Raw genomic sequence first — 13771 nt, 5'->3', positions numbered from 1 at the left:
GAATTATTTTATGTGGAAAAAAGTCGTTCCCGCTGTAGCTCTAAGTTCGTTATTATTGGTCGGGTGTAATAATCGTGACAATGCGATTCCTAACAACAATGAGACCCCGATGGAGGATGTACGTAACGATATAAATACACCATCGCCGAATAGAAACAACGGGATGGACAACGGCCGTGGAAATGGAACATTAAACGATGGAACGATCAATGATGGTACAATTAACGATGGAACAATGAACAATGGAATTAACGATAACGGAACCATTAATAATGGCAATGGCAACGTACCAAATGACGGAGTTAATAATAACAATGACCACTTAATAAAAGACAAAAACAATATTAAATAATTGTTGAACAAAAAAATGCTGACTCCTAAAAATTAGGGTCAGCATTTTTTTAGGCTAAAAAATTCCTCCTTTCCGCGTGTAAAAGGCACTGGAGAGCAAGTTAACATCGCCGAAGCGAGAGTAACGACTGAACCACGAAAGTACCCAACTCAATAGCATGAGTAACCGACAAAAACCAGAGATGATAACTCCTAAAAAAATTGGATCAACCTCTATCGAAATGGATAAATATCCCGTTCCGAGAGTAAAAGTTACGGGAAAGCGAGTAAATATAGCAGTTCCGAGAGTAACCGCCTCACGAAAGCGAGTAACGGCCACCTGACCGCTAGTAAAATGATATTCGACTTGTACAGAATGATTTTTCCCCAACAAAAAAACCCTGCAAAATAAATCACAGGGATACCTCACTATTGATCCTTTCGCAAAGCAGGGCGTATCTTCATATCACTTTCAAATTTAGCAAGCAATTTTTCGCCAGTTAAACCATCTTCGATCAACTCGGCTAGCAATGATTCTGCATATTTTCTTCTTGCTCGTTTCAATGTACCTTTGAGTAGGACGGAAAGATGATCCCCAATTTGTTTCACCGAATAGGTTACCACTTCAAAATGAGCAGGTTCGTTTTCTGGATAAGAGATAATAACTTTTACATCATATACATCATTGGATTTTTTTAATTCATTAAAGTAAGTTTCGTATTTTTGATCGGTAAAAAGTTCTAAAATCCAAGAACGACTTGAATTTTCTTGGTTAATTACGATACCGTCTTCAATGTTAATTGGCATTTCTTCTTGGTCAGAAACAATGCTAACTGAAATCATTTTGAACGTTTTCATGCACAAATCCCCTTTAGAAAAGCATTAATTAGTTTCCATTATAGCATAGCAAGTACAGTGGAAAAAATATTAGTACAAACTACAAAAATAGCATTTTTGAAAATTTAAAAGGCTGTTATAGAGGGAGGTTAAAAGAAATTGTGCTTCAGAAATTTAATTTTGAGCGGGAAAATGGCTTCGAAATGGAATTGTGAGCTTTTGCCAACAGTTTGTCTCATCAGTATGATAGGGCTAATGAAGCTAAAGGAGGTGACAGATTGAACACTGTTTCGATAATCGGACGTATGACGAAATCTCCACAATTAAAGCATTTTTCTGAGGGGAGAATGCAAACGAATTTTGTAGTCGCGGTGAATAAAAGCTATAAAAATGACGAAGCGGACTTTGTGTTATGCACGATTTGGGGAAAGCTCGCTGAAACAACCGTCAAATATTGTGGTAAAGGGTCTCTTGTCGGGATAACAGGCAGACTTAATACAAGATCGTATGAAAAAGAAGCAGGAGCGAGGGTTTTCGTAACAGAAATAGTTGTGGAGGACATACGATTTTTAGCAACAAAGAAGCGAGGTGAGGAAGCGGAACAACAGCAACATAAGAATAATGAGAGTGATTTTGAATTTCCGGTAATACCACCAAACCAACTACCAGTTTAATGATTGAAAAGACCGCAATCTTATTCAATGATTATCAAAAGAGAAAGCCCTGACCAAAAATTTTCTTGGTCAGGGTTTTAAAAAACACTATTAAATAGACAGTGTAAGCAACTCTTTTATGTCACTATCCGACATTTCTGTGATCCACTGACTTGAATGGATTAATTCCTCAGATAGCGACTGTTTTTCAACTAGGAGCTTATCAATTTTTTCTTCAATCGTTCCAATTGTGATGAACTTATGGACATGAACAAAGTTAGTCTGTCCGATACGATAGGCACGGTCAGTTGCTTGGTTTTCAACAGCAGGATTCCACCAACGATCGGCGTGAAGCACATGGCTAGCTGCCGTTAAGTTTAATCCAGTTCCCCCAGCTTTTAGCGACAATAGGAATACAGGAAATTCTTTTGCTTGAAATGCTTCCACCAAATGATCGCGCTGATTTTTAGGCATACTTCCAGTTAAAAATGGCGCATCAATTTCATAAAGCTCTGTTAAACAATGCTGTAGTAAATGACCCATCCCAATATATTGAGTAAAGATGAGACATTGCTCACCGCGAGCTGCAATTTCCCCAGCAAGCGAAACAATTTGAGCGAGCTTCTCTGAACGCTCTAGCATATCGCCCGCATCATCAAAAGGCTCCTTTAAATAGAGTGCAGGGTGATTACAAAGCTGTTTAAGCTTGCTTAACATTTTGAGAATGAGACCTTTTTTCTCAAACCCTGTAAGTGTATCGAGCTTACTAACGGTCTCTTGTATTAGTGACTCATACAAAGCTGCCTGCTCTGTAGTAAGTGCACAGTACTCACGTTGCTCCAGCTTTTCTGGCAAGTTAAGCTGAAGTTCTGGATCCTGTTTCGTTCTTCTTAATAGGAAAGGTTGAATTTTCACTCGTAATTTATGTTTAGTTGCTTCAGAATTATCTCGTTCGATAAGTGCTATATAGTTTTCTTGGAATTTACGGAACGAACCTAAATAACCTTTATGGATAAAGTCAAAAATAGACCATAGCTCCGATAATCTATTTTCTACAGGAGTACCAGTAAGTGCAATATGATGACCACCGGTTAACTTACGTATAGCACGTGATTGTTTTGTATGCATATTTTTTATGTTTTGTGCCTCATCTAAAGTAATGCTGGTCCACATAATTTCAGAAAGCGAATCAATATCCTGCATGGCAGTTCCAAATGTAGTGAGAACGACATCACTTGTCATATCAATTTCTTTTGTACGAGATGATCCATAATGTGTCTGCACTTTTAGAGAAGGAGCAAACTTCGCAATTTCTTTTTGCCAGTTTCCTAACACGGAAGTAGGGCAAATAATGAGCGAAGGTGTTGGTTGCTCCGTATTTTCATGTACGTGCAGTAAGTATGATATTAATTGAACAGTTTTTCCGAGACCCATATCATCTGCGAGACAGGCACCAAATTTTTCATTACGCATAAAGACAAGCCATTCCAGTCCTTGTTGCTGATAAGGGCGTAAAGTCGTCAATAAATTAGGTGAAACTTCCACAGAAGGGAACCCTTTTTTCTCAGACAACTGTGTCATAAGAGTTTGCAATGATTTTTGCATCTCAAATTCAAACAATGGATCCGCATCGACTTCCTCTTCGTCGTCTAGTGCTAGTGCAAGCTCTTCAGGAATTTCACGGAACAGCAACTCTTTCACAGTCCAATTCTCATCCTCTGATTTTCTTATAAGCTCACGAACTTCATGCATCCAAGCTGAATCGATTCGGAACCATTCATTACCAGCCTGTATAAAGGAACGATTTTCATTTACCATCTGTTGAAACTCATCGGCTGAAATTTCTTGGCCGTTCAAGGAAAAACTCCAGTTAAATTGCAATATTTCATTTAGACCGGCAGCAGTTTTATATGAATTGGCAGTCTTCGCGATTGTTTTAACACGCATTTTTGTGTCTTTTACTGCCTTTAGCCATGCTGGTAGTACAATCTCAAAGCCGAGTGCCTGTAGTTTGACTAAATCATCACGAAGAAACATCCGAACTTCTTCATCAGTTAATGTGGAAGAATAGAATGCTTCATTATTTGTTTGATCGATGGAAGATATAAGTGAAAACATTTTCGACTGCGTTTCTTTTATAAAATCACTAAATTCAACCCACTTATCAGGTAATGCTTGATTGATGGGCAACGATTTCTTGCGGTATGCAGGTGTCCAATAAACACTGCTTTTCTTCCCACGTACCACTGTTTCAAGCTGCCATGTATCCTCCATTGCCTCTGGTTCTGACAATCTTAGTGCAACCAATAAGCTTGGATGAGCTGCCTGGGACTTAATTGGCCAGCCACCTTGTTGGAAAAATGGGATAAGCGGTTCTATGTCTTCCATTGATAAACCTGCTTGGAATAGCTTTTGTTTAACAGCATTCACTAGGAGTATTTGCCCACTTACCTCGATTGGAGCGGTAATTTTAAGTTCATTTCCTTCTACGTTTATCAAATTCCATAAGTCGGGAGTTGACCAAACTTTAGCTGTCTCTTTAAATGTATCTAACCATTTATTAGAGTCTTCATTGACACCGTTAAACAGGATGAAGGGATTCATTTTTCTAGAAAAAAGTTCAACTAATTCAACAGGAGTGGCAATTAATGCGTTATCTTCTATTTGAGCATTGAGACCAAAAAAGCTTTCTCGATGATTTAAATACAAGGAAGGTACCCACTTTTCAGCAGGTATATTTATCGAAACTAAGCGAAAATGCCCGTTTTCTAATGGATGTATATTTAAGGAAAATTCTTTTTTAATAGATAAAGGCTGAGTCATAATGGTAGGTTTCCTTTCTCTATTTCTTGTTGCAGTGCACGAAGACGGCGATACTTTTCGCGAACATTTTCTACGTAAGCATTCCAGTAATCAGTGTCGTTTGATTTTTTAGCAACTTGTTTCATTTTTTTCCAAATCCGAACAGCCTGCTTATAGCTATAGCGATTTTTCTCTTGGATGAAGCGCATTGCATAGTGATGATAAAGTGGAAGCAAAATCTCTGGTGCTTCTTCCTTTACAACTGAAAGGCCACATGCCTCCGCATACTCCAGGGAGGAGTTAGCGGATTGATGGAGAGCCATCCAATCATAGTAGCGCTTTTCCTTAATCAGTAGGTTCGAATATGACTGTAAGCCATACATTCCAAAGGATTGATATACATTTTCTAACTCCGTAGGGTGCAATTGAACAGAATCAAACAAAAGCTCTAATCTTCGGATAAGTATAACGCGAGACGGATTTTGTACTACTTCATTTAAGTAATAAGAAACATGAGGAAGTAGCTTTCTAGCCAAGTTTGAACCTAATTCTTTTTTGCCAGTTTGAAGCGCCTTTTCACACACTTCGATCCATGCAAGTAAATGGTTTCCTTCCATTTGTTCTGCGGCTGACAGTAATTCATCGGTCATTGACAATGTCAGGTAAAAGTATGGCAGCACCATGTTTAATGGTACTTCGTCTTCTACAGTATCTAATGTCTCCAAAAATTTAACTTCCTGCAATCTTTTGTTTTTATCTGTTACGAGTGCATCCCAAAAGGACAGATACACTTGCTTTCGATAATATACTAGATTTTCCATATCAAAGTAAAAATGGTGAATGCGCCCCATTATTTCATCATAAAATGGATCAGCTGCAAACATACGCGGTTTCGAGGATAACTGGTTTAAATGGTCATTTAGCTCATCGAGGTAATCATTTAAAAAATGAAGCACACGATTTTGCATATTTGACTGGGCTAGCGGTTCAATATATGGCCAAGACTTGATAAGTATAGAAAGCTCCACATACACATCAAAAATAGGCTGCCACTCTCGTTCAAAAGGACGAGACTTTCGAATTTGCGATTTTAAATCGTGAATAGCAAATTCAAGTAAATAAAAACTGGTAGGTGGGTAATTAGCGATAAATTTACGGAAAAAGTTTTCGACTAAAATATCCCAGCTTCTCGGACTACGTTCATCTTTTAACAAAGTTAGCTGAATCTGATCAGCCTGTGAGCGCCATTCAGAAATCCACGAAGACAAGGATTCGTTTTGTTGGTACAAATAAAAAACAGCTGCCACAATATGTCTACAAGGCTTATGAATTGGACAAGGGCAGTGGAAATTATCTTTTGTTATGTGATAGTTCACTTCAATATTCGTCACATCACGAATCGTAAAATCGACTCGATGTTCCTGAGGGTAATAATTTGTAATAGAAACTGCACCGTTACGCACAAAAAAAGTGGCACGACGAACAAGCTCCTCGTCCTCAAGTAAAGCAGGATGTAGCTTTTTAGCAATCGTATCCATTGATTGGTGAATCTGTTTATTGTAATGGGTTGCGAGTTTTTGATAAGAAGTAAGGTTCAAACGGATCTCTCCTAAGAAAAAAGGCTTTCCTTCCATTATACTTATAAAAACTGCTTATTAAAAGCCGAACCTAAAACAAATTGACTAAAAGGCTTAGTAACAACAGAAAAAGCCTTACTTATCAATATAAGTACAGGCTTTAATCTTTTTTCAAACGATTTATTATATATTTTCTTCGTTCTTTGTCAGTCTCTGCAAAATTAACGATATCCATCGTAAAATCTCGATATTCTTTCAAATGAATAACCTCGTTCACGTATTCATCCTGAAATGTTTCTATGTATCTTGCTTTGCTTTCCCTTGCCTCTATTATTGAATCTTCACTTTTATAGCGCTTATCCTGAAGCATGAATAAAAATTGGTCATCTGGAATCTTATATTTTTCTTTTATTTTCAAAAGTAGCTCTATGGAAATTCCAAGGTCACCTTTTTCATATTTTGATAAAGCGGAATGATCAATACCTAAAAGTTTAGCAGCTTCTATTTGTGTAATGTCTAATTTTTCCCGATACTCACGCAAATGGTCCCCAATTGCCATATTCATCCCTCCCATATACAATGCAACAATAGCGAAATTAGGAGATTAATGAACAAAAATCGCTAAATTGGCGATATTTGAAAAGAAGATGAATAAATATAGTATAAGGAATATACATCACCTAACAGGAATGTGAAATATAGGAATAAATACAACAAAAAAGGAAGTGATAACTATTAAAAGAATACATTTATATATACCATCTGAATTTCACAATAATCATGCAGAGAATGCGGATGAAATAAAGGTTGTGGGTGTGAAGAGAAAGTCTATTGTGTATTTTAGTGGAAATCGTGAAAAAGAGCAGACTCATATCAATCAAATTGTTGCTGAGGATTTCACTATCTATGATTTAAAACTAAATTATAAAGATAATCTGATATCATTTTATTTGGAGCATGAAGTGGAGCTTAACCAAACGAAAATCTTGGAAAAGGTATTTGAAACGTTTATCGTTGAATACAATCCTCAATCATTCGGATACCTAACGATGGCAAAAGGTAGAAATAGACCAAGCACCATTAGAAAATAAGGTTTTATTTTAGAGCAGATGCACCTCGCATTCGCTTTTTTTGTTTTTTAGAAAATTATTAAATCTTTTGTTTGGATAAGTCCAGACTCCAACGCAAGATCGTCGAATAAGAACGTTGTTGTTAGCCTATATGATGTTATATAGTCAGTCGTTGCGACACGATGTTACGAACTTGACTGACTTCTCAAACATATTAGCTTACGCATTTGTTTTTTTAGCAATGCTGGATAACATTAACTACACGAAATATTGAAAATATGATAAACTAACAGTAATCAGAAAATTCCATTAAAAGAAAGGAGGGAGAATATGATACTTGTACAGTTAATGAAACCATTCTATACAAAATATGAGGGTGAAAGTATTAAGATGGTATTCGCCTATCAGTATTTTTCTATAAGGAAAGATGATGAGTTATTTCATTTTATACCAGTAGAGGGAAAAGAAATTATTTTAAATGCGATGACATTACAGGTAGAAAATTTATCGGAAGTATTTGTTTTTCAAAAAGGGAATAGGTTTATTCGACTGCCGCTCTATCAATTATTGCTTGTGTCAGATATTCACGTACATTTACAATCAATTTTAGAAGAAGCAAACCAAGTGGATAAGCAAGGAGTCTCTATTGAAGGGACGGATGAAGTCATCAAATTACTTGAACAACAAAACCTGGAACGCATGATCGACTTTGCATTGATAACAAAGGATGAGTCCTTATTCAATACCCTACTTCAATATAAAGAATTTGACGGAGGCATTAACATTGAATAATTATATCAAATAAAAAAACACCTACCGAGTAGAATATTTCGATAGGTGTTTTTATGTGCTTAACTAGTTAATTGGATGTAAAAAAGTACAGGAATAACACAAATCCGCTTGATCCGATTACTCCAAACAAAATATCCCTCCAATTAAACCCAAGCTTGTCGATTTTCATTTACATAAACTCCTTTCCTGTCAATTTCCCGGGAAATAACTCGATTATCCAATTTGTCGTTTATTAATCTGAAACGTTACATATAGAGTCTCCTAAATCGACAGAAATTAATCATTAAAGTAATTTAAGGATGAACCAAGTTGCAACTGCTTTGATATAATCATAAAAGGAATATGCTTTTAAGTTGATAGGTTGTCAGGCAATTCAACCACTCATCAAATAAGTCAACCGCTATTTCTGACAATTGTTTTATTTTAATGATAAAATGTATAGAAATCTCTGCAGTTCCTTTAAATTTCAGTTATGATAGGTTTATAGATATTAAAAAGAGGGAAATGAGTTGAAGGGGTTTATAGTCCAAGTATCAATGGAACTAAAATCATCGAAACAGTTCGTTGTAACACCAACAGCACCACTATTTTGTGGAAGTAACTGTTCAACCATAAGAGGGGGAACACTTGAATGTTTTTTGAATTTCGATTTTGGAAATATCTTTTCAATAGAAATGATCTCATCGCATCGTTAAAGAATGATGCCACGATGCGAGACTTTCAAAGTCGCGTCTGGTTCGTGGCAATATTTGGAGTCCTACTATACGCCCTGAGAGATATTTGGGGATTACATACGGAAGAACTAACCTATATTTTTGTAAACGGCTTCGAAGATACTTTTACGATTGCTAGAATCGTCTCTTTAATAGGAACAATTATTTGGTCCATATTATATATGGGTTTTCATTTCTTTGTCATTGCGTTTATCTTACATAAAATTACTGCTGTAGAATTATCTAAAGTAGCGATACTACAATTATTTGTCGTAGCTCTTTTATTAATAGAAAAAGCATTTAACTTTTTCTTATATGCAGTAGTTGGCTACGCAACGGATTATTCAGTTCTTTCATTTGGTCCACTAGCAGCAACATTTATCGAGCATTCATATGTAAATTATTTCTTTAATGAATTATCTCTAATTACCGGATTAATAATTGCCATTCAGTTACATTTTCTACGAGCTTTTACAACGATGTCGGCTCGTAATCTATTTCTCATATTACTAGCAATTCAACTAATATTAGCCTTGATCACAGCAGGCTTTGAAGTACTCCCAATTCAATCATGGGTCGAAGGGGGCACACCAAATGAATAAATGGTTAACTATTGGGATATCCATAGTTGTCGCTACTTTTATCGGAGCGAATGCAATCCTCATCTATTCGGATAAAAGTCAAATTAGCCGAACATTTTACCTAAGTGAATATGAACGTGTGTCTGAAAATACATATGCCGAAGAACTGGAAAAAGAGTCTATCGTAGTTCCTGCAAATGAGACGACCGTTACGATGGATGTAGAAGCTGTTAATGATATCGTAGTCTCAGAGGGAGATTATGTGAATGAAGGTGTGGACCTTGCAACACTCAAAACGGATTCTGCAGAGGATCAGCGATTATTATGGGAAACAGAGCAACAAGCTTATATGCAGGAGCAGTCAGAGTTAGAAGACATTATTAGCGATCTTGAATCCGAACGTTATGGAGCAGATTCGAGTTCATCAAGCAATGGCCAGGCAACTGGCGGAACGACTGATGAGATTGTGGATGTAAATGTTCAAGTCGATGTCAATGTATCTCAAGATGGGAATTTTGCTCAAGGCATAGCGGAAGCAAAGCAAAAACTAGCGGAGGTAGATCGTAAACTTCAAATAGTCGATGCGCAGCTTGCACAAAATTCAGGAGAACTTTCCTTTTTGAGCCCTATAAACGGTACAGTTTCTTCTATCGAAGAACGAAACGGAAAGTACTTCATACACTTATTTGCAGACGAAAAAGCAGTCATTACTTACGCTAAGGAATCTGAATGGCATGATATCGCAGAAGGACAAATCGTGAAAAATTACTCAACCCACCGTGAAGGAGTAGTAGAAGGAAGCATTTCTACCAAAACTCAAGTGCCTGCAAATGCATCTAAATGGCTAACAGCATTTGAACAATTTGAACATGAAGTTGACGAACCTGTCTATGAAATACGGATTCAATTAGCTGAACAACTAGAAGCTTTGCCTTTTGCGGCAAATATAAACTCAGTGATCATTACAAACCAAGCAGAAAACGCTGTACAAATAAATTCGAAATGGCTACTAAACCGTTCCGCAAATACAGCAGAGGTATACACACTCACAAGTGACGGCAGAATTGCTCGTACACCTGTTACCGTACCTTTCGATTTGAAGCAGCATGCGATTCTTTCAGAAGGACTAAGCACTGGTAACATCGTCCTCAACGCAGATCTAAAAACAGAGGGCGCAGAAGCATTCCTGCCATTCCCGCTAGACCTTCCAACTTGGAATAGCATCAAATCTGTCCACTGGAAAGACTACGTAAAATACTTAACGTATAAATAGTATGGAAAACAACCCGGAAAGCCACCATCTTTCCGGGTTGTTTTATGCAGGAAGGACGGAGAAAAAACTCTTCCGAGAGTAAATTGTACCAGTGCGAGAGTAACGTCACCTAAACGAGAGTAAATTAATCTCTTATATGAAAGATCAAACCCACCTCTAACTATTCATCACATAAGCTCCACTTCTAAACCTTTTTACAGCCAACTATTAACAACTGCATTCAACTTCGTTATACTAAAGTGAAACATTAAGAACGGTAGGGGTGGATTAGATGGATCCTAGATTTAAGGTTGCACATAGGGAGGCATTGATTGGTGTAGTGCTTGCGATTGTGCACTTTATATGGTGGTTTGGATTTGCATATGGGCTAGGCTCAAAGCCGGTAGAGGAGTATTCCTATATTTTCGGGTTTCCAGATTGGTTTTTTTATAGCTGCATTATTGGTTTTGTCCTTGTGGCAATTACCGTTATTATTCTTGCAAAATACGTCTTAAAAGATGTTTCGTTAGAGGAAGAGGGGGATGAGCAGTGAATATTCAAGTAATCATCCCGATGATTCTTTTTCTTGCCATTATATTTTTCATTGGTTTTTGGTCTAGTAAGAAATTAGAATCCTCGACAGGGGGCTTTTTACAAGAGTACTTTTTAGGTGGACGTGAGCTTGGCGGATTTGTGTTAGCCATGACGATGGTTGCTACGTATGGTAGTGCCTCGAGTTTTCTAGGAGGCCCCGGAACTGCATACACGATGGGCTTTGGTTGGGTATTGCTTGCGATGACCCAAGTAGTGACGGGCTATTTTGTTCTGCTTGTTCTTGGGAAAAAATTTGCGATTCTAGCTCGAAAATATAACGCAATCACGCTAATAGACTTTTTAAAAGTCCGTTACGGCAATAGTAAAGTAGTTGTATTACTTGCAGCAGCTAGTATTATTATCTTTTTGTTTTCCGCAATGACAGCGCAGTGGGTTGGTGGTGGTCGTTTAATCGAGTCACTCACTGGCATGCAATATACGACAGCATTATTTATTTTCGCTGTATCGGTTCTTGTATACGTAGTCATTGGAGGCTTCAGAGCAGTGGCGGTGACGGATGCTGTACAAGGTGGTGTCATGGTAATTGGTACGCTCGTGTTACTAATCGCAGTTATCATCGCCGGTGGTGGTGTGCCAAATATTATGCAGGACCTTTTGAACGAAAATCCAAGACTGATAACTCCATATGGCAATGAAGGTAATCTTTCTGCCGCATATGTATCATCTTTTTGGATACTTGTAGGAGTAGGAGTTGTCGGGCTTCCACAAATGGCAGTGCGTGCAATGTCTTACAAAAACACACGCTCCATGCATCGTGCACTAGTAATTGGAACGCTTGTCACAGGGTTTATTATGCTGAATATGCATCTCATCGGCATATTTGCTAGACCGGTAATTCCAGGAATTGAAGTTGCAGATACAGTGATTCCACTTGTTGCACTGAAGATTTTACCTGCATGGCTGGCAGGGATCGTACTTGCTGCGCCACTTGCTGCAATTATGTCTACAGTGGATTCTCTACTTATTTTAGTGAGTTCTTCCATTGTTAAAGATGTTTATATTAACTATATAAACCCAAATGCCACGGAGAAGAAAATAAAAAACTTGAGTTTTGGAGTAACAACGCTTTTAGGAACGATCGTATTTTTATTAGCTTTGAACCCACCAGAACTATTAATCTTCTTAAATTTATTTGCTTTTGGTGGACTTGAAGCAGCCTTCATATGGCCAGTCGTACTAGGCTTGTACTGGTCGTATGGCAACAAATACGGGGCGATAGCTTCCATGATCACAGGAATTGTTTCCTATATCGCACTTCATTTTTACAACGAGGCATACGGTAATCTGTTTGACATACATACGGTGGTAATCCCGGTTATCCTATCGTTAATTGCCTACGTGTCATTCAGTTTATTAATAAATAAAACAAAATATATATTTTAATAAGGAGATCCTCAGATGAATCAATGGAAAATATACGCAATGCTCGTATTTGTCATGTTCGCTTGGGGAGCTAACGTATCACTACTCAAATATATGGTCGAGGAAGTCGCACCCGTAACACTTACTGCATTTCGAATACTTGTCGCCGGCTTAGTAGTAGTACTAATTTTATGGAAAATGAAGCTACTGCGTAAACCAACACCCAGTGAATGGAAGTACATTTTGCTCGGAACGCTGACCAATGTAGTGATCCATCACTACTTTCTAAACATGGGATTGTCCATCACAAGTGCAACTCATGGGGGATTAATACTAGGAACTGGACCAATGCTGACGGCCATTTTCGCAGCAATCATATTGAGATACTTTCCTTCGAAAGTGCAGTGGCTAGGAGTAGTACTTGGTCTAGCTGGGATTGCGGTTTCCATCCTAGTAGGCAGTGAAACAATGGGAGCAAATCTAGGGGATTTCTATGTATTCCTATCGATTCTTGTACAGGTATTAAGCTTTATGGTCGTGAGTAAAGCGGCCAAAACATTGGATCCACGTTTACTCACTGCCTACATGCTAATAATCGGTGCAGTAATTCTGATCGTCATCAGTCTCATTCAAGAGCCAGGTGCCATCAAACAATTTTCGTCGACAACTCCAAACTTTTGGATAATATTTTTAGCTTCTGCAATCGTCTGTACCGCAGTTGGTCACCTTATGTACAATTATGCTGTAGGACAAGCGGGTCCAACGAAAGCAGCAATATTCATGAACCTAAATCCAGTATTTTCATTAATCATTTCGGCTCTATTCCTAGGAGAAGTGCTGCGCCTCAACCATCTACTAGGGCTAATCCTCATCATCGCAGGAGTCATGCTAGGCTCAGGAGCAGCAGAAGATCTATGGAAAAAACGCCAGCAAATACGTCGAAAATCGAACGCATAACTCAAATGCGTTCTTTTTTTATTGGGTGAAGAAGGGTGAAAATCCGCTCTGAGAGTAAAAGTTGCGGCTGCGAAAGTAAAATCCGTCGTTACGAGAGTAAACTTTGCCACTCCGAGAGTAAGATCCACCGCTCCGAGAGTAAGAACTGTCCCAGAGCGAGTAACCTCCTCGCAACCGAAAGTAACCATCATTCTTCCGCTAATAAAAAGAATTTTTCATCCGACCCCCAC

The 13771-nt window shown here is 37.9% G+C and carries 13 protein-coding genes; 9 read left to right on the top strand and 4 right to left on the bottom strand.

What is annotated here, in order from left to right; genetic code table 11:
* Window positions 1-10 precede the first annotated feature (10 nt).
* Complete coding sequence (locus BLR36_RS08345) at window positions 11-352, top strand: hypothetical protein (RefSeq protein WP_093061294.1); 342 nt, start codon at window positions 11-13, stop codon at window positions 350-352.
* 407 nt (window positions 353-759) lie between these two features.
* Here BLR36_RS08345 and BLR36_RS08340 read toward each other — a convergent pair whose 3' ends face one another.
* Window positions 760-1188 (bottom strand): YwpF family protein, encoded by a 429-nt coding sequence (locus tag BLR36_RS08340; RefSeq protein WP_093061293.1) that lies wholly within the window; start codon window positions 1186-1188, stop codon window positions 760-762.
* Between the two features lie 257 nt (window positions 1189-1445).
* Between BLR36_RS08340 and BLR36_RS08335 the strand changes: the two genes are divergently transcribed.
* Window positions 1446-1841 carry a single-stranded DNA-binding protein gene (locus tag BLR36_RS08335; protein ID WP_093061292.1) on the top strand — a complete coding sequence of 132 codons (396 nt, stop codon included), beginning with the start codon at window positions 1446-1448 and terminating at the stop codon, window positions 1839-1841.
* A 90-nt stretch (window positions 1842-1931) separates the two neighbouring features.
* Here the strand turns inward: BLR36_RS08335 and BLR36_RS08330 are convergent, their stop codons facing one another.
* The 3 genes from BLR36_RS08330 to BLR36_RS08320 form a co-directional block, all read right to left on the bottom strand.
* Entirely contained in the window at window positions 1932-4643 is a 2712-nt protein-coding gene (locus BLR36_RS08330) for a DEAD/DEAH box helicase (protein ID WP_093061291.1), read from the bottom strand.
* A complete protein-coding gene (locus BLR36_RS08325; protein WP_093061290.1) occupies window positions 4640-6220 on the bottom strand; it encodes a hypothetical protein in 1581 nt (526 codons plus the stop codon). The genes BLR36_RS08330 and BLR36_RS08325 overlap by 4 nt, the downstream gene beginning before the upstream one ends.
* Window positions 6221-6359: 139 nt before the next feature.
* A complete protein-coding gene (locus BLR36_RS08320; RefSeq protein WP_175454019.1) occupies window positions 6360-6758 on the bottom strand; it encodes a helix-turn-helix domain-containing protein in 399 nt (132 codons plus the stop codon).
* 166 nt (window positions 6759-6924) lie between these two features.
* Between BLR36_RS08320 and BLR36_RS08315 the strand changes: the two genes are divergently transcribed.
* From BLR36_RS08315 to BLR36_RS08285, 7 genes are all read left to right on the top strand, one after another.
* Entirely contained in the window at window positions 6925-7290 is a 366-nt protein-coding gene (locus BLR36_RS08315; protein WP_139185077.1) for a hypothetical protein, read from the top strand.
* A 309-nt stretch (window positions 7291-7599) separates the two neighbouring features.
* Window positions 7600-8061 carry a transcriptional regulator gene (locus BLR36_RS08310; protein WP_093061287.1) on the top strand — a complete coding sequence of 154 codons (462 nt, stop codon included), beginning with the start codon at window positions 7600-7602 and terminating at the stop codon, window positions 8059-8061.
* Between the two features lie 631 nt (window positions 8062-8692).
* Window positions 8693-9376: a hypothetical protein gene (locus BLR36_RS08305; RefSeq protein WP_093061286.1), complete on the top strand. Its 684-nt coding sequence runs from the start codon at window positions 8693-8695 to the stop codon at window positions 9374-9376.
* Complete coding sequence (locus BLR36_RS08300) at window positions 9369-10628, top strand: efflux RND transporter periplasmic adaptor subunit (RefSeq protein ID WP_093061285.1); 1260 nt, start codon at window positions 9369-9371, stop codon at window positions 10626-10628. Before BLR36_RS08305 ends, BLR36_RS08300 begins: the two co-directional genes overlap by 8 nt.
* A gap of 271 nt (window positions 10629-10899) precedes the next feature.
* Complete coding sequence (locus BLR36_RS08295) at window positions 10900-11160, top strand: YhdT family protein (RefSeq protein ID WP_093061284.1); 261 nt, start codon at window positions 10900-10902, stop codon at window positions 11158-11160.
* Window positions 11157-12605, top strand: coding sequence for a sodium/pantothenate symporter (panF, locus tag BLR36_RS08290; RefSeq protein ID WP_093061283.1), 1449 nt, complete (start codon window positions 11157-11159; stop codon window positions 12603-12605). Before BLR36_RS08295 ends, panF begins: the two co-directional genes overlap by 4 nt.
* A 15-nt stretch (window positions 12606-12620) precedes the next feature.
* Complete coding sequence (locus BLR36_RS08285) at window positions 12621-13541, top strand: DMT family transporter (protein WP_093061282.1); 921 nt, start codon at window positions 12621-12623, stop codon at window positions 13539-13541.
* The last annotated feature ends 230 nt before the right edge of the window (window positions 13542-13771 follow it).

The sequence above is a fragment of the Psychrobacillus sp. OK028 genome (assembly GCF_900103605.1).
Classification (GTDB): Bacteria; Bacillota; Bacilli; order Bacillales_A; family Planococcaceae; genus Psychrobacillus.
This window is presented reverse-complemented; position numbering and strand designations above follow the sequence as displayed.